Raw genomic sequence first — 18,431 nt, 5'->3', positions numbered from 1 at the left:
ATCCTAAAAAAATATTCAATTACAAAACGCCTAGAGAATTATTTTTATGTGGCTAATTTATTCTTGCAATTTAGGATATTTAAATTTATGGTAAAATAGAACTTAGATGATGTCTAAGTTCTTTTTTTATGGAGATTTTATGATTATTTTATTTTTTAATATTATATTTTTAATTTGTATTACTATTTTGGTGATGCATCAAGGTTTTTATTTATATGAATTTAATAAAATTTTAAAAAATTTAAAAGTTTTAGGTGAAAATAAAGATTTAAAAGAAAATAAAGATTTAAAAGAAAATAAAAAAAATATTTTAGAGTATAATTACAATCTTGCACAACTTAATTATATTTTTTGTGTTTGTTTTTCTACACCTATGAAAAAATATTTTGAAAAAAAGATTAAATTTGAATACATTGAATAGGAGAAAATTTTGAAAGATTATTTATTTATACATAAAGATGAAGAAGAAATTGAATATGGAAAAGTTGTAGATAGCAAGTTAAATTCCTATTTTGTAAAAAAAATTAGTGATTTTGAAATAGGAGATATTTATAGAGTAAGAGTTGTAAAAAAAGTTGTAGCACTACATTGTTTTTTTGTTGAGCTTAAAAATGGAAAAAACGGATTTTTGGATTTTAAAGATACCATTGGAGAAATCAAAGTTGGAGATGTGATTTTTGTTGAAATATATAAGATAAACGCAGGGGATAAGGCGCCTAATGTTTCAATGAATTTTTCAATTTCTTCTCTTTTTTCAGTTGTTTCATTTAAGAATAGTGAAGAAATTTTGATTTCAAAAAAATTAAAAGATTTTAAATTTGATATTGATAAAATAAAGGCTTTAAAATCAAATTTTTCAATAAAATTGAGGACAAAGTCTGTATATTGTGATGAAGAATTTTTGTTAAATGATATAAGTGAAAATTTGAAAAAAATGCAAGAAATTGTGGACAGTATAAATAATTTACCGGTTCCAAAATTGATATATAAAAAAGAAAATTTTTTGGAAGACTTTTTAATTGAAAATGAAAAATATAGTTGTATCTTAAATGAAAAAGAGTTGTATAAAAAATTTAAAAATGATGAATTTTTAAAAAATGAATTGATTTTTGATGAAGAATATTCTCCAAAATATGACTATAACATTGGGATTTATCTTGAAAATTTAAACAAAAAAGTTGTTGAAGTTGAAAATATAAATATAGTAATAGAAAAAACAGAGGCGCTTACTGTTATAGACGTAAATTCAAAAGGAAAGACAAGTGAAAGCGATAAAAGTAAAAATGCACTTAGTGTAAATTTAATTGCTATTGATGAAATTTTAAGGCAAATTTCTTTTAGAGATATTTCAGGGATAATAATCGTTGATTTTATAAATATGAAAGCAAAAGAAAAAGAAATTTTAGAAGAAAAAATTAGTAAAATACAAGTTTTAGACAATAAAATTTGGAATTTTCACGGATTTACAAAACTTGGACTATATGAGATAACAAGACAGAGAGGAAAATAATGGAAATAAAAAATTTAGAAATAATAGACAACACTAATGAAGGACTTGGAGTTGCAAAAAGCGATGAGGGAATAATTTTTGTAAAAGGTGGACTTGTTGGTGATATTGTTGATGTTGAAATAACACAAAAAAAGAAAAATTTTTCTAATGGATATGTAAAAAATTATGTAAAGTTTAGTGAATTTAGAGAAAATAAATATGATGAAAACTTAACGGATATATATCCTTTTATAAATTTGAAATATGAAAAAGAACTTGAATTAAAGAAAAAAATGTTTTTAAACAATCTTAGAAAAAATACTAAAATTGAATTGGAAAATGTTGAAATTTTAGGAAATGAAAAAAATCTTAATTATAGAAATAAGATAGAATTAAAGACAAATGAAAATTTTGAACTTTGCTATTGTGTAGATAATGGAGAAAATAAATTAAGGCTTGAAAACTGTCCGATTAGTGATTTAGCCATCAATGAATTTTTACCATTTTTACAAGAAAAGTTAAGAGAATTTAAAATAAAGTCTTATGATGTTAATACAGATATGGGAATTTTGAAGAATATCAGTATAAGAGCAAATTTTAATTCTGAAATTATGATTACCTTTGTTGTAAAGAAAAATACAAAGGAAGTTGAAAATTTTGTTAAAAGTTTAAAGATTTACGAAAATTTAGTTAGTGGATATGTAAATATAAATCCTAAAAAAGCAAGTATAATTATGGGTAATGAATGTATTTGTGTATTTTCAAAAAAACTTTTTATAGATAAAATCGGAAAATATGAATTTAATATTTCTCCAAAGAGCTTTTTTCAAGTAAATAAATTTCAAACTGAAAATTTATATAAAATAGCAAAAGAATTTTTAGGAGAAAATAAGGAAGAAACTTTGCTTGACCTTTACTCAGGAATAGGAACGACAAGTATATACTTTGCAGAAAATTTCAAAAAAGTAATCGGCGTTGAAGTCGTAAAAGATGCAGTAAAAGATGCAAAAGAAAATTTAAAACTGAACGAAGTTAAAAATGTAGAATTCATCTATGGGAAAAGTGAAGAAAAAATTGAAGAAATACTAAAAACAAAAAATATAGACATAGTTTCAGTGGACCCTCCACGAAAGGGATTGGATAAAAAAGTTGTAGATACAATATTGAAAAGCAATATAAAAAAATTAGTCTATATAAGCTGTAACGGAGCTACATTAACAAGAGATTTAAAACTTTTCATTGACGGTGGCTTTGAATTGCAAAAAGTAAAACTATGCGATATGTTCAGTAGAACAGCACATTGCGAGGTTGTTGTAGAAATTGGGAGATTAAAATAATTATTTAAGTGATTTTGATAAAGGTGTAAGTTGGTGATTTTATGGAAAACAAACAAATTTATGATTTTGCAGTTAAGTGGGAGTCTGTTTTTAGAGATTTTACAAATTATAAATTTCAGGATATTTATTTTAAACTTATTAATGATTGTGAAAAATTGGGTTTTAAAGAAGGCTTAGGGATAGGTTTTGAGTATAGTTATGAAGAGGCTTTTTGTGATTATTTAGATTTTGAAGATATTGTTGACTATATTAGTGATGTTGATATTTTAGGCTCAATTATTTACCATAAACTTAAAACTTTTGATAAAAATTCTGATGCTTATGAATTTTCTTTGTGGTTAAACATTGCATTTACTAGATTTGTTGAAATTTTTTGTGTAAAAATTATAGATAAGAGGTTAAAAAATGTAAACATTTCATCTAAAAAACATTTGAAAAAATTAGGTGTTTCTAAAATTGTAGAAGAAGTTGTTACCTTGAATAATTTGGGAGAAGTTAAATTTTATATATATGAAAATTTTGCCGGTATATCAAGAAAAATAGAAGAAAAAAGTTTTAATATAGATTCTGAAATGGTAGAAAAAATTTTTGAAAATTTAATTTGTTCAATTAATAAAAGAAAATTCCCAAAAGATGATATAGATGAGAATTTTTGGACTTTAAGTTTAGAGGACATATCCTATGAAAAATATAAATTTAAAGATTTTTTAGGTAATGATTTATTTTTTGATTCGCTTAGCTTGTCCGAATTTATCAGGAATACTTTAGATATTGATGATTTGTTATTGTTTGACAACAACAAATATGACGAAATCGAAAAATTTGAAATAAAATATGATAGGATTACTAAAATTTCTGATGATGAAACAAATTATAGTGAGAATTTTATTATTGATGCAGATTTAGGAACTATTGAGCATATTCAAAATATTAGTGAGGATATAGTTGTTTCTAAAAAGTATCAAATTAAGTATGAAATAAAAAAATTATTAGATGAAATAAATTCAAAAAATTTATTTGAAAACAATAAACAAAATTTAAATGAAATTATTTTTCCAAGTAATGAAGAAAGAAAATATAGTGTAATAATTGATTTTAAAAAGAAAGGTCAAAAGGTTATTAACGGCTTTTATTATAAAAATAATTTGCCAAAGTGCTGGAGAAATCTTATTTATAATATAGAACATTTAATCAAATTTTTTGATTATAAAGAATTATTTGACGAAAAAGTTTATGATAAGAAACTTTCTTCTAAGTACGATTTTATGTTTTGTAGTGTTGTATTTTCAGATTGTGGTAAGAAATATTACTATATTTCTGAGGATAATAACATAAATATAGGTGATGATGTTTTGGTTTCCGTTGGTAAGGAACATAAAATAAAAATAGTAAAAGTTGTTAAAATTGAATATTTTAACGAAAAAAATTCACCGTTTCCTATTGAAAAAACTAAAAGAATAATTCGTAAATGTGTTAAATCTGATTATTATCTATATGAAGATTATGAATAAAATATAAAAGACCTGTTTTAGCAGGTCTTTAGTTTTTATCAATTTTTATTTATAATCTTCAACAATCATCTTTGCAAGTTCGTGTGGGTTTCCACAGCCTGTTGTAATTATTGTATCTTTGTTTTTGAATGTTTCAAATATATAATCTCTTGCCTCTTCAAAAGTTTTTAAGTAAATTGCATTTACACCATTTTTATTTAATTTTTCAACTAAATCTATTGAATGGATTGTTGGGTCAAACTTTTCTCTTGCTGCATATATTTCTGTAACTATTACTTCATCACAATCATCAAAACATTTTGCAAAGTCATTTAATAATGTTTTTGTTCTTGAGTAAGTATGTGGTTGGAATATACAAACAAGTCTGCCTTCTTTATGTTCGGCGATTGAACTTAAACAACTTTTTATTTCTCTTGGGTGATGACCGTAATCTGTTAATATAGTAGCTTTTTTATCATTTCCAATTACTCCATAAACTTCCATTCTTCTATGAAGATTTCTATACTTTGAAATAGCCTCTTTTATAGTTTCTACGTCAATTCCTGTTTCGTAAGTTGCAATGATTGCAGCAGCTGCATTATAAATATTATGCCTACCAATTATATTTAAGCAGAAATGATGTTTTCCAAATTTTTCATTTTCAATGTCAAAACAAGGATGACCAACTTTGTCAAAACTTATATTTGTAATGTTATAAGTTGCTTTTTCGTTGTTTACGCCAAAGGTAATAGTTTCTCCTTTTATATGTTCTAATAGTGGAATACAGTTCGGGTCGTCAATATTTATTATAGCTTTTGAATCTTCATCAAGATTTTTCATATAACCGATAAAAGTATCAACAATATGGTCTAAATTTTTGTAAAAATCTAAATGGTCCTCGTCAATATTTAAAATAATTGCCATACTTGGATAATAATGCAATATATTTGCTTTGAATTCACAAGCCTCAGTTACCAGATAGTCTTCGTTTCCACATAGTACATTTCCGTCTATTTCATCTAAATTTCCACCGATTAAAATTGACGGCTTAAAAGGGGAATTAATTAAAATTTTTGAAATCATACTTGTAGTTGAACTCTTTCCGTGAGAGCCTGAAATTGCTATTGAATGAAGATAATTTCTCATTAAAGCTCCTAAAAATTGTCCTCTTGTAACACAAGGAACACCAATAGATTTTGCTTTTATCAATTCTTCATTATCCGGTAAAATTGCATCTGTATATACAATTAAATCCGGATTTTGAATATTTTCTTTCTTTTGTCCAATAAAAATTTTAGCTCCATTTTTTTCTAAAATTTGGATTTCTTTTGAAGTATTTCTATCACTTCCTGAAATATTATATCCTTTTTTCAAAAGTAATTTTGCAATTCCACTCATACTTATTCCACCAATTCCGATGAAATGTATATTTTTATATTTTTTATCATTAAAATCAAATTTAAACATAATAAATCTCCATTGTATTAATTGTATGACTAAGTTATTAAGTCATACTAATTATATCATAGTTTCAATATGATAATCAAATAGTTTTCGTTTAATTATTAAATAATTATGTACAAAAAGCAATAAAAAATTTATTAAATTTTCAAAAAATTCAACTTTATGATATAATAAGTGTAACTTTATATTTTGGAGAAAAAAATGAAAAAAATACTTTTGATTGACGGTTCAAGTCTTATTTTTAGGGCTTTTTATGCAATAAAAAATTTAACAACTAAAGACGGTGTTTTCGTAAACGGAGTTTATGGATTTTTAAATATGTATTACAAAGCGTTGGAGTTAATAAAACCAACTCATATTTTTGTTGCCTTTGATAAGGGTTCAAAAACTTTTAGACATAATGAGTTTTCTGATTATAAAGGAACTCGTGATAAGGCTCCTAATGAAATAACATACCAATTTGGAATTTTAAAGGATTTACTTTCTTCTATGAATGTAAATTATTTAGAGCTTGATGAGTATGAGGCTGATGATATTTTGGGAACTGTTGCAAAACTTGCTCAAAAAGAGGGTTTTGAGGTAGATATTTTTACAGGAGATAGAGATTACTTGCAATTAGTTGATGAAAATATTTTTGTTCATTTAACTAAAAAGGGAATAAGTGAAATTAAACTTATGAATATGGAATCTGTTTTAGAAGATTATGGTCTTTCTCCTAAACAATTAATCGATGTTAAGGCGCTTCAAGGCGATAGCTCCGATAACATTCCAGGTGTTAAGGGGGTTGGAGAAAAAACTGCTTTAAAACTTATTCAAGAGTATGGAACGCTTGATAATTTATACGAAAATTTAGGAAATCTTAAAGGGAAGTTAAAAGAAAATCTTGAAAATGAAAAAGATAAGGCATATTTGAGTCGTTATCTTGGAGAAATTTTCTTAAATGTTCCACTTGAAAAGAATATTGATGATTTTGTAATTAAGGAAGTAAATACTTCTGAATATATTGAAAAACTTGAAAAATTGGAATTTAAAAGTATTATAAATAAATATTTTAAAGATAGTAAAAAAGAAAATGCAGAAAAAACAAATCAAAATATTGATTTTGAAATTATTAATTTTTCTGAAATTTTTGAAAAAATAAAAGATGACAAGGCTGTATCCATTAAATTTTTCTCCGATAAAAATTATATTTATAGAGATGAATTTTATATTGGAATTTATTCAGATGTAAACAAAAAAGTTTATATCTGTAGAGAATTTACTTTAAAATATTTTGAAAAGTTTTGTAATTTAGATGTAGTAAAAATTGGTTATGATATAAAGGAAGAATTATTTTTTGCTTTAAAAAATAATTTAGATTTTAAAAATTATGAAGATGTTATGATTTTAGAATATCTAATTGATTCAAATAAGGGAAGTTATGAGATTTCAAGAGTTAGTAAAGAGTTTTTGGACTTTGAAATTTTAGATATAAAAGAAAAATTTGGAAAAGGTAAAAATAAAAAGACTTTTTTCGAATTGGACGAAGAGATTATTTTTAAATACATTTCACAAAATGTATTTGCTATTTTCAAATTGTATAATTTATTTAATGAAAAGGCGAAAGAAAATAATTTAATTTCATTGTATGAAGAAGTTGAAAAGCCTTTGGTTAAAGTTCTTGCAGATATGGAAAATGTTGGAGTTTTAGTTGATAGAGATAAGATTGTTGAGTTGAAGGAAGAGTATTCTAAACTCGCTTATGGGTATGAGCAAAAAGTTTATGAGTTTGCAGGAGAAACTTTTAACTTAAACTCTCCAAAACAACTTGGAGCGATTTTATTTGAAAAAATGGAACTTCCCGTTATTAAGAAAACTAAAACAGGGTATTCAACTGATGTTGAAGTTTTAGAAAAATTATCTGAAAAACATGAAATAGCAGACTATATTTTAAAGTATAGGTCTTTGAATAAATTAATTTCAACTTATTTAGATGGAATTTTGGAATATATTATGAATGACGGTAGGGTTAGGACTTCATTTAAACAGATGATTACTGCAACAGGAAGACTTAGTTCTGTTGACCCTAATTTACAAAATATTCCGATAAGAAGTGAAGAGGGAAGAAATATCAGAAAAGTATTTGTTGCAGATAAAAATAAAGTTTTTATCGATGCGGACTATTCACAAATAGAGCTTAGAGTTTTAGCTCATCTGTCTAAAGATTCAGTTATGATTGATTCTTTCAAAAATGATTTGGATATTCATAGCAAAACTGCAAGTGAAGTTTTTGGAGTTCCTATTGATGAGGTAACTGCTAATCAAAGACGTAATGCAAAGGCTGTAAATTTTGGAATTGTTTATGGAATAAGTGATTATGGTCTTTCAAAGGATTTGAATATCACAAGGAAAGAGGCAAAACAATATATTGACGGTTATTTAAATACTTATTTAGATATAAAAGATTATATGGAAAAAATTGTTGAGAAAGCCAAAAAAGACGGTTTTGTAACTACTATTTTAGATAGAAAGAGATATATTCCTGAAATAAATTCAAAGAATTTTAATATTAGAAGTTTTGGAGAGAGAATTGCATTAAATACACCTATTCAAGGAAGTGCAGCTGATATTATAAAACTTGCTATGATTAAAGTTTATGAAAGATTAAAGGAAGAAAAACTTAATGCTAAATTGATTTTACAAGTTCACGATGAGCTTATAATCGAATGTGATGAGAATGAAAGAGAAAGAGTTAAGGAAATTTTAAAAGATTCAATGGAAAATGTATATAAGTTGGATTTACCATTGAAAGTAGATGTTTGTGAAGGGAGGAATTGGTATGAGTCAAAATAAAAAATATATTGTTATCACTGGACAAATCGCAAGTGGTAAGAGTAGTTTATCTAAACTTATCGAAGAAAGATGTGAAGATTATTTAGTTTTAGATGCCGATGACCAAGTTAAAGAATTATATAAAAGAGGAGCCGTTCTTTATAAAGTTTTAGTAAATGAGTTTGGAGATAGTATTTTAAATGAAAAAGGAAATATATCAAAGGCAAAATTAAGAAGAACTGTATTTTTCAACGATGAAAATAGAGAAAGACTTAATGCTCTAACTCACCCTGTTATTTTAAAAAATATGGTTAATCTTGCTAAAAATTCTGATGCTGAAGTTGTATTTCTACAAATTCCATTATTGAATGAATCAATAGATAGATTAAAAAAATTAATTAATATTGATGAAGTTTGGAATATTACTGCAAGTGATGAAGTTAGATTCGCTAGAATTATGCAAAGAAAAGGAATGACAGAAGAACTTGCAAGTAGAATTATGTCAATTCAATCAGAGTTTGAAAGCGACGATTATGATATTTTATCAGTTGAAAATAATGGAGATTTTGAAGATTTAAAGAAAAAAGTTGATTTATTTTTTGAAAATAGTTGCATAAAAGAAAAGAAAAAAATCGGATTTTTTGCAAAGCTAAGACAAAATAAACAAGAAAAAGAAGTTGAAGAATTAGATGAAGCAAAAGAAGTTTTAGAAGAACCTGAAAATTTTGAAAAAGATAATTTAGTTAAATCTGAAGAATTAGATGATGAAGTTTCAAAAGTTGAAGAAACAGATAAATCTAAGCAAAAAGATGCAGATTTAAAAGAATTTATGCAATCTGTATTTTCTGAAAATGTAGAAGAAAATACACCAAAAGAAAATGTTGATTTAAAAATTTTAGAAAAGCAAGATTCTCTTGGTATGGAAAAAACTAAATTAACAGATTTAAGTTCTTTACGTGAAAATATTGGAGATACAGGTGTAATTAATAAGAATTTAGTAAATGATAATACAGTTTTTTTCGAAGAAGAAACAGAAGAACAAGAATTAGAAGTTAAAAAAAATGAACAAAAAGGTAGAAAAAAGAAAAAGATGAAATTATGGAAAAAAATATTAATGTTGATAGTTGCACTATTAGTATTGGTTAATGCTTTATTTTTTGGAGCGATATATTATGGAGGAAATAATTATCCGATAAATTATATTGAAGAGATACAAAAATATTCTGATGAATATGGAGTTGACCCTAAAGTTGTATTAGCTATAATGAGAGTTGAAAGTAATTTTAAAAGCGATGCGACAAGTAAGGTTAATGCAAAAGGATTGATGCAAATTTTACCTGATACTGCAAAACATATTGCAAAATTGATGCAAGTAGATGTGAATTCATTAGATTTAAATGACCCTGAAACTAATATAAAAATTGGAACATATTATATAAAATATTTGACTCAAAACTTTAGTAATATGGATACTGTTTATGCAGCCTATAATGGAGGAATTGGAAGTGTTAATACTTGGTTAAAAGATGCTAAGTATTCAAACGATGGAGTTACTCTTTACAATATCCCTTCATCAGAAACAAAACATTATGTTTATAAAGTTAATAAGGCTTTAAAAGCTTATGAAATTTTATATGGAAAGGAATTTCCAAAGAAGAAAACAAAAGGATTTTCAAAATTTATGGAAAATGTAAAAAATACATTTAGATATATTTTTAGAAGTTTTTAAATAAAATAGTATGAATTCAAAGATCAACGGGTGATAAAATCCCGTTGTTTTTTTGTTATATTAGAAAACTAAGTTATATGCTTTCTATAATGGAATGTTCTATAATTGGATATAAAAAATATATATTGTATAATCAGCATAATTTTATAAAAATATTGTAATGGGAAGCTATAACATTGTTTTTTTTATGCTAGAAATTGTTTTTAGATTTGGATTAATTATATTTATAATAAGTTTTCTATTCTTATTTTAAGTTTTAATAGAGACACAAAAGAAAAAAGAAATATTTTTCTCTTTCTTTACTTTCTTTGTTTAGACTATTGTTTGTTGGAGCATTAGTTTATGGAATTTATTAGATAGGGAAGGTAATGACTGCTGTTTGATAATATTTTAGATAAATTGTGGAGAAAACTGCATCCAAAATTTTTGATATAAGAAATGGATGCAGTACACATTTATTTTATTAAGAATTTAGTTTTTTAAAATTATTTTTGTTAAAAATTTGATGTATGTATTTTTTATTTAATTTTTTTCCTATTATTACAACTCTTGAATCTTCCATTGGATTGCATCCACATATCTCGTAATTATCATTTACTAAATCAAATTTAAACCAAAAATCTTTTATGTTAAAATATCCTTTTGCTCTCACAATATTTCCTAATTGTTTAGACATTAATACATTTAATTTAAAAATTAATTCAGGAATATTTTTTATTTTTATATTTAGTAAAGAAATATTTTCAAGTATTTGTTCTTCGTCTATTTCTATTTTATTAAACACTACTTTTAATTCGCCTTTGTGATCTTTTTTTATAGAATATTCATTATTAAATAAGTTCTCCCAATCTTGTTTTGTCCAATTTGAATAATGTGTTAGATTGAAATTTACTAATTTTCGATTTATCTCTAGTTCGTTTTTAATATTAGAAAATTCTACTTCTGACAAATTTTCTGATTTGCTTAAAATTACTTTTGAAGAATTATTTAGCTGATCTAAGAAATACTCAGAGTAATTTTCTAAATTATTTTTAAAGTTATTTGCATCTATAATTACTATGGGGGATAGTAGTACTATATTTTCATAGCATATTTTCGATAGTTGTTCTATTATATTGCTTAGCATAGCAACTCCACTTGGTTCTACTATCAAATATTCAGGATTTATGGTATTTGCTATTGTTAATATAGAATGTGTAAAATCTAAATTTAATGAACAACATATACAACCTTCTGTTAATTCCCAAATCTTTATTTCTTCATTATTAAAATTTTCTTTTATTAGATTTCCATCTAAACCAAGTTTTCCAAATTCATTTTCAACAATTACGAATTGTTTTTTTGTTTTTTTAACCATTTCTTTTATAAAAGTAGTTTTTCCTGAACCTAAAAATCCAGATATAATTAGTATTTTCATATTACTCCAATAATTAATATGGGGGAGTTTAACTCCCCCATAGTTATAATTTAATTTTTTACTAAAGAACAACCACTGGTTTAATTAAATCAGCAGGTTTATCTTTCATTAACAATAAAGCATCTTCAACATGTTCAAATCCTTTAAATTTGTGAGTTAATAAAGGTTTAACATCTAATTTTCCACATGCAATAAGTGATGCAAGTTTTTCTAAACGTAAACGACCGCCAGGCATAAGTCCACCTAAAATTTGTTTATGACCCATACCAACACCCCATTCAATACGTGGGATATTGATATAAGTACCTGAACCTAAATAATTTACATTACCAATTTTTCCACCTGGTTTTAAACACTTTATTACAGGTTCAAAAGTTTCAACTCCACCACCTGCTATTATAGCTTTATCGACACCAACACCATTTGTTAGTTTTAAAACTTGTTCATCTATAGAACCTTCTTTATATCCTATGAAATCAGTTGCACCATATCCCTTAGCAACTTGTTTACATATTTCCCTTGTACCAACACAAATTATTCTAGATGCTCCTCTTAAATTAGCACCAGCAACTGCCATAAGACCAACAGGTCCAATTCCAACAACTAATACAGTATCTCCAAATTGAACATCAGCAAGTTCAACTCCGTGGAAACCTGTAGGAACCATATCAGAAAGCATACATGCTTCTTCTGGAGAAATTTCGTCAGGTAAATGTGCAAGATTTCCATCCGCGTCATTCACATGGAAAACTTCTCCAAAAACACCATCTTTAAAGTTTGAAAATTTCCAACCAGCAAGCATCCCTCCAGAATGCATACTAAAACCACCTTGTGCTTCTAAAGAGTTCCAATCGGGAGTTATAGCTGCGACCATAACTCTGTCTCCAATTTTAAAATCTTTTACTAATTCACCAACTTTAACAACAACACCACAACCTTCATGACCTAAAATCATATCTTTTCTATCACCGATAGCACCTTCCCAAACAGTATGTACATCTGAAGTGCAAGGTGATAGGGCTAATGGTTTAACTAAAGCATCCATAGGACCACAAAATGGTTCTTCTTTTTCAATCCAACCGATTTCTCCGATTTTTTTCATTGCAAAACCTTTCATAACAAAAATCCTCCTTTAATATTTTTACAATAATAAATATTGTAGAAATATTATAAACCTACATTTGAACATTGTCAATATAAATTTTAGTATTTGCATAGATTTTTTTGACAAAAACTTAACTTTCGATAAAAAAAATCAAAATAATTTAATAGATAAAATAATATCACAGTATATTATATAAAAAAATTTTTTTGAGTAAATTATAAATCTTTTTTAATCTATAAAGATTAGTAAAAATTTTAAAAATATTTTTCAAAATGTAAAAAGTTTTTATTCGTTGGGTATAATATAGAAAAGGTCAAAGTAGGTCAAGAGGTGATTGTATGGCTGGTGTTAGCGATATTATTGAAAAATTTTTAAAAGAAATGTTGGAAAATTCAGAAAATGGAATTATAGAGATTGGAAGAAATGATTTAGCAAGTAAGTTTTCTTGTGCTCCATCTCAAATAAATTATGTTTTGACAACAAGATTTTCTTCAACTAATGGATACTATATAGAAAGTCATCGTGGTGGGAGTGGTTACATAAAGATTGCTACTCTTTCAAATGAAGACAGTTTTTTTAATTCTATTATGGAATATTTAGAGGAAAATTCTATAACTTTTAATGAAGGTCGAAGAATTGTAAATAGAATATTTGAACTTGGATATATCACAAAAAGAGAAAGATTTATTATTTTACACGCTATAAGTGATAATTCTCTTTGCATAGATAGTAAGGGAAGAGATAGTTTAAGGTCGAATGTTTTGCTTAATATTTTATATTCTTTTAGGAGGGAAAATGAGTAGAAAAATTGCATCAATACATTATGAAAGAGAAATATCAGATAGTAAGTATGATAGTTTTTTTGAATCTTTGAAAGCTGATGAAAAAAGTGAATTATTTGCTGATTTTAAAGGACAAATTTCTAATTCAAATGTCAAATGTAAAAAATGTAAAACTTTCATAAAAGATATGGTTTTTGTAAAAACTACTGTCTGTCCTTGTTGTTTTGAAACTATTTACAAAGTTATAGAAAAAAGGAAATTAAAACCGACACTTGTTTATTCTAATTTTCTTAGAAGATTTTTATATAATGAGCCTAATAAATATAAGGGTAAAAGGCCTGAATATACCGAAGAATTTTTTAAAAATCAAGTGAAAATTGCTGATTTAAAAAGGGAATTGGAATATAGTATTGAAATGGAAGAATATAAAAGATGTGAAGTTTTGAAAAATACTATAAAAGATTTTACAAATAAAAATCTAAAACTTAGGAGGAAGATAAATGAGTAGTTTTTTAGGAAAATTTTCCGAAAAATATATTTCTCTTTCCAGTCAGGTTGATGTTTATAGAAATATAAAAGATTATAGATTCAATTATATGTTGTCTTTTGAGGATGAAGTTAAACTCTACAATAAAATTTGCTCATCATTTTATAAATTGTATTATAGTGATAGATTTTCTTTTGAAAAGGTGAATACTAAGGAAAAAGTTTTAAAATATTACAATAAGGGGTTGTTTTTAGATTGTAATGATATTTTTAGAGAAAATTCTTATGTAGGCTCAAGAGATGATGAATTTGCTTTTGTAAATATTAATATTAGAGAGCATCTTAGATTTACCGGAAAACTTCCGGGGGTTAATTTTTTTAGATGTGGTCATTTTGCTTATGGATTAGAGTCTGATATGGATAGTAAATTGGATTTTGCTTTTAATACAAATTTTGGATATGTTTTTGAAGATGTGAATTTGGTCGGAAATGGTCTTAAAATGACAGGTGTTTTACATATTCCGTCATTGAAATATTATAAAACGACTGACTTTTTAGAAAAGAAAATGAGAAATTTAGGGATTAAATTTTATTCTTTATCTGAATTAGGTCTTTGTGAAGATTTTTATATTGCAGAATTTTTAAATCCTACTGCTGAGGAATTTTCTGCTATTAGAAAAATGGACAAATATATTACGGAGATTGTAAATTTAGAAATTGATAATCGTAGAAAGCTTTTAGGAATAAAAACCGATTATTATAGAGAAAAGTTTGAAAAATATAAAAAAATATTGATAAAGAGAGAAAATATAACTCCATATATAGTTAGTAAATTTATTTCTCTTTGTCTGTTGCTACAAAGTTTAGAGCTTATTGTGGGTTATGATGTGAAATTATTATATGAATGTCTTATGAAAGTTAGAAGTTCAACTTTTTTACCTGAAAAGGAAAGTAATGTGGAGCTTTTAGATAGCGTTCTTAAATTGATATAGAGGTGATTTTATGTATGAAAATATAATTAGAAGTGTTGATGAATTTATTCGTTATGCTGTGAATGAATCTTTTTATTTGAAAGATGATTATATTGGAACAGAGCATATTTTACTTGCGTTTATGAAAGTAAACAGTAGAGAAACAGAATGTCTTGTTTCAGCCGGAGTAAATTATAATTCGTTGAAGAGTTATTTGATAAATAAAAGAGGAATGGGAAGTTTTAATAATGTTGCAAGTAAATTATCTAAAAATGCAAGAAAAGTTGTAGATAATGCAATGAGTATTGCTATGAACTCAGATAATGTTCAAGTTTTACCTTGCCATCTTTTGATTTCTCTTATGGAGCTTAAAGATTGTCTTGCATATAAAATGCTTATTGAATCAGGGATTAGTCCTGAAGGAATTTCAGCAGATATAAAGGAAAAAATAAATTTTGATGTAGATTCAAATGTTAGTGAGGGATTATCAACCGAATCTTTAGAAAAATATACTGTAAATTTGAATGAAAGAGCGAAGAATGGTAAGATTGACCCGGTTATTGGTAGAGATAAGGAAATAGATAGGATTTTACAGATTTTACTTAGGAGAACAAAAAACAATCCTGTTTTGATTGGAGAGGCTGGTGTTGGAAAGACAGCAATAGCAGAGGGACTTGCGCTTAGGATTGTAGAGGGTAAAGTGCCAACAGTTTTAGAAAATAAAACAATTTATAGTTTAGATTTACCCGCAATGCTTGCAGGAAGTAAGTATCGTGGAGATTTTGAAAAGAGAATAAAAGATACTCTAACAGAAATTATGGAAAATAAAAATGTAATTATCTTCATTGATGAATTTCATAATATAGTTGGAACGGGTGGTAGTGAAGGCTCTATTGACGCTGCAAATATCTTAAAACCATTTTTAGCTAGAGGAGAGATTCAATTAATTGGAGCAACAACTATTGATGAATATAGAAAGCATATTGAAAAGGATTCTGCTCTTGAAAGAAGATTACAACCGATTGAAGTTTTAGAGCCGACTGTAAATGAAACTATAAATATTTTACTTGGACTAAAGGAAAAGTATGAAAAACATCATGGTATAAAAATTACAGATGAGGCAATAAAAGCATCAGTTGAACTTTCAAATAGATATTTAACGGATAGATTTTTACCTGATAAGGCTATCGACTTGATAGATGAGGCTGGTTCTATGGTAAGAATAAAATCATATCTAAATACAGATGATATAAATTTCTTAAAAGATGAAAATATCAAATTGAAAGCTGAAATAAAAGATTTAGTTGCAAAACAAGAATTTTTAAAAGCACAAGAATGTAAGGATAAATACGAAGAAAATTTAGAAGAAATAAAAAAGCTTAAAGAGATAAAAAAAGATAGAAAAAATAATGAAAGTCTAACTTTAAAATATGATGATATTGCAAAGATTGTTTCTGATTGGAGCAAAATTCCTGTTAATAGATTAACTGCAAAGGAAAGTCAAAAATATTTATCTCTTTCTGATAATTTGAAAAATATTGTTATAGGACAAGGAACGGCGATTGATAGAGTTGCCAATGCAATAAAAAGGTCAAGGGCAGGGGTTTCTTTAGGTAGTAAGCCGATAGGTAGTTTTATCTTTGTTGGAGCAACAGGAGTTGGAAAAACTTATCTTGCAAAATCTTTGGCTAATCTTTTATTTGAATCTGAAGAAAATATGATCAGAATAGATATGAGTGAGTATATGGAAAAGCATACTGTTTCTAAATTGATAGGCTCTCCACCAGGATATGTTGGATATGGAGAGGGTGGATATTTAACAGAGGCAGTTAGAAGAAAGCCATATAGTGTAATTCTATTCGATGAAATTGAAAAAGCTCACCCTGATGTATTTAATATGTTACTTCAAATTTTAGATGATGGTAGGCTAACAGATTCACAAGGAAAAACTGTTAATTTCAAAAATACTGTAATCATTATGACTTCAAATGTCGGAGCATCTACTATTGATAAGAAAAATACTTTGGGCTTTTCATCAAAGAAAGATGAAGAGGAAAAAGAATATGATAGAATAAAAGAAATTGTAAATTCTGAATTAAAAATTATGTTTAAACCGGAATTTTTAAACAGGGTAGATGATATCATCGTCTTTTCAAGATTAGATGAAAAAGATATAATGAAAATTACAGAGCTTTTACTTGAAAAGTTAAAGAAAAGACTTAAAAATTTAGGGCTTAATATCGGATATAGTTCAAAGCTTGTAAAAAAATTATCCGATATGGGATTTGATAAATCTTATGGAGCAAGACCTCTTGAAAGAATTATAAAATCAGAACTTGAAAATAAAATTGCAGATGAAATTTTAAAAGATACGATTCTTGATGATGAAAAATTGTTCCTAGACGTAAAAAGAGGAAATATAGTATTAGAAAAAGTAAAAGTTAAGACACAATAAATCTAAGAGAGCAAAAGCTCTCTTTTTAGTTGACTAAATTGCAAAAATGTGATATTATTTATTAAAAGACATGTTTGGATAAATTGATAATGTGTTTATAACTGTTTAATAGGAGGGATACTATGAAAAATTATTCTAAATATATATTTAGTTTGTTGTTTATTTGCTTATCTGCGTATGTTTTTATGAATTATGAAAATGTAAATGGAGATATGAAAACTATATATGAATTAAAACCGATTACAGTTTATCAATTAGATGAAAAATATGATGAAAATGCAAGTGATGAAGAAAAAATGAATGATGCTTTGTATTTTGTAAGTAATAAGGTTTCAGATGAGGTTGTTAATTTTTTCAAAGAAAATTTTATAAAAGTAAAAGAAAATGAATTTAAGGAATTTTTTAAGGATTCGAATGTATATTTTGATGAAAATCTCCCAATAGAACTGTGTCAACCTTATAGTTTTGTAGATAATCATTATGTTGCTTTTATAAAACAGAAAAATAATATAATTGCATATCCAATTGTTTCTTATGAAAGTGGTAGATTGAATTTTCAGATGACAACAGGTTATGCTATTGATGATATGGCTGTGATACTTAAAGATAAGGGTGTTTTTATTAGAGAAAATAAGAAAATAACTACTAAGAATACAGTTCAAAGTGAATTGATTTACAAGAAAACATTGAAAAAACACATTCCAAAAGATAAAATTCCATATAATGTTTTGAAAACAATAGAAATAATAAAATTAAATAAAAATTAAACTCTATATTTACTAGTTTTTTTGTCATTTTCTTCAAATAAACTAATATCTATCCTAAATTGCAAGAATAAATTAGCCACATAAAAATAATTCTCTAGGTGTTTTGTAATTGAATATTTTTTTAGGAT

At 25.9% G+C, this 18,431-nt stretch carries 14 protein-coding genes; 11 read left to right on the top strand and 3 right to left on the bottom strand.

Annotation, left to right across the window (positions count from 1 at the left end; translation table 11 throughout):
* Positions 1 to 139 precede the first annotated feature (139 nt).
* From IBJ83_RS07780 to IBJ83_RS07765, 4 genes are read left to right on the top strand one after another with little or no spacing between them, the layout of a single operon-like run.
* Complete coding sequence (locus tag IBJ83_RS07780; protein WP_201276003.1) at positions 140 to 421, top strand: hypothetical protein; 282 nt, start codon at positions 140 to 142, stop codon at positions 419 to 421.
* Between the two features lie 9 nt (positions 422 to 430).
* The gene (locus IBJ83_RS07775; RefSeq protein ID WP_231698913.1) at positions 431 to 1,510 is read left to right on the top strand and encodes a ribonuclease E/G; all 1,080 of its coding nucleotides are present in this window, start codon (positions 431 to 433) and stop codon (positions 1,508 to 1,510) included.
* Positions 1,510 to 2,826 carry a 23S rRNA (uracil(1939)-C(5))-methyltransferase RlmD gene (gene rlmD / locus IBJ83_RS07770; protein WP_201276002.1) on the top strand — a complete coding sequence of 439 codons (1,317 nt, stop codon included), beginning with the start codon at positions 1,510 to 1,512 and terminating at the stop codon, positions 2,824 to 2,826. Before IBJ83_RS07775 ends, rlmD begins: the two co-directional genes overlap by 1 nt.
* 41 nt (positions 2,827 to 2,867) lie before the next feature.
* Positions 2,868 to 4,337 (top strand): hypothetical protein, encoded by a 1,470-nt coding sequence (locus IBJ83_RS07765; protein ID WP_201276001.1) that lies wholly within the window; start codon positions 2,868 to 2,870, stop codon positions 4,335 to 4,337.
* A gap of 45 nt (positions 4,338 to 4,382) precedes the next feature.
* Here IBJ83_RS07765 and murC read toward each other — a convergent pair whose 3' ends face one another.
* Positions 4,383 to 5,783, bottom strand: coding sequence for a UDP-N-acetylmuramate--L-alanine ligase (gene murC, locus IBJ83_RS07760; RefSeq protein WP_201276000.1), 1,401 nt, complete (start codon positions 5,781 to 5,783; stop codon positions 4,383 to 4,385).
* Positions 5,784 to 5,981: 198 nt separating this feature from the next.
* Between murC and polA the strand changes: the two genes are divergently transcribed.
* Complete coding sequence (polA, locus tag IBJ83_RS07755) at positions 5,982 to 8,612, top strand: DNA polymerase I (protein ID WP_201275999.1); 2,631 nt, start codon at positions 5,982 to 5,984, stop codon at positions 8,610 to 8,612.
* Positions 8,599 to 10,320 carry a dephospho-CoA kinase gene (gene coaE, locus IBJ83_RS07750; RefSeq protein ID WP_068471997.1) on the top strand — a complete coding sequence of 574 codons (1,722 nt, stop codon included), beginning with the start codon at positions 8,599 to 8,601 and terminating at the stop codon, positions 10,318 to 10,320. Before polA ends, coaE begins: the two co-directional genes overlap by 14 nt.
* A 463-nt stretch (positions 10,321 to 10,783) precedes the next feature.
* Here the strand turns inward: coaE and IBJ83_RS07745 are convergent, their stop codons facing one another.
* Both IBJ83_RS07745 and IBJ83_RS07740 read right to left on the bottom strand, forming a co-directional pair.
* Positions 10,784 to 11,737, bottom strand: a complete 954-nt coding sequence (locus tag IBJ83_RS07745) for a GTP-binding protein (protein ID WP_068471999.1) — start codon at positions 11,735 to 11,737, stop codon at positions 10,784 to 10,786.
* A gap of 61 nt (positions 11,738 to 11,798) precedes the next feature.
* The gene (locus tag IBJ83_RS07740) at positions 11,799 to 12,854 is read right to left on the bottom strand and encodes an NAD(P)-dependent alcohol dehydrogenase (protein ID WP_068472001.1); all 1,056 of its coding nucleotides are present in this window, start codon (positions 12,852 to 12,854) and stop codon (positions 11,799 to 11,801) included.
* Positions 12,855 to 13,180: 326 nt separating this feature from the next.
* Between IBJ83_RS07740 and IBJ83_RS07735 the strand changes: the two genes are divergently transcribed.
* The 5 genes from IBJ83_RS07735 to IBJ83_RS07715 all read left to right on the top strand — a co-directional run bounded on the left by IBJ83_RS07735 (position 13,181) and on the right by IBJ83_RS07715 (position 18,303).
* Positions 13,181 to 13,645, top strand: coding sequence for a CtsR family transcriptional regulator (locus IBJ83_RS07735; RefSeq protein ID WP_068472003.1), 465 nt, complete (start codon positions 13,181 to 13,183; stop codon positions 13,643 to 13,645).
* Positions 13,638 to 14,132 (top strand): hypothetical protein, encoded by a 495-nt coding sequence (locus IBJ83_RS07730; RefSeq protein WP_201275998.1) that lies wholly within the window; start codon positions 13,638 to 13,640, stop codon positions 14,130 to 14,132. Before IBJ83_RS07735 ends, IBJ83_RS07730 begins: the two co-directional genes overlap by 8 nt.
* A complete protein-coding gene (locus IBJ83_RS07725; RefSeq protein WP_201275997.1) occupies positions 14,125 to 15,102 on the top strand; it encodes an ATP--guanido phosphotransferase in 978 nt (325 codons plus the stop codon). The genes IBJ83_RS07730 and IBJ83_RS07725 overlap by 8 nt, the downstream gene beginning before the upstream one ends.
* Before the next feature lie 10 nt (positions 15,103 to 15,112).
* Positions 15,113 to 17,536: an ATP-dependent Clp protease ATP-binding subunit gene (locus tag IBJ83_RS07720; RefSeq protein ID WP_201275996.1), complete on the top strand. Its 2,424-nt coding sequence runs from the start codon at positions 15,113 to 15,115 to the stop codon at positions 17,534 to 17,536.
* A 122-nt stretch (positions 17,537 to 17,658) separates the two neighbouring features.
* Complete coding sequence (locus IBJ83_RS07715; RefSeq protein WP_201275995.1) at positions 17,659 to 18,303, top strand: hypothetical protein; 645 nt, start codon at positions 17,659 to 17,661, stop codon at positions 18,301 to 18,303.
* Positions 18,304 to 18,431: the final 128 nt, after the last annotated feature.

This window comes from Parvimonas parva (assembly GCF_016552165.1).
GTDB classification, from domain to species: Bacteria; Bacillota; Clostridia; order Tissierellales; family Peptoniphilaceae; genus Parvimonas; species Parvimonas parva.
This window is presented reverse-complemented; position numbering and strand designations above follow the sequence as displayed.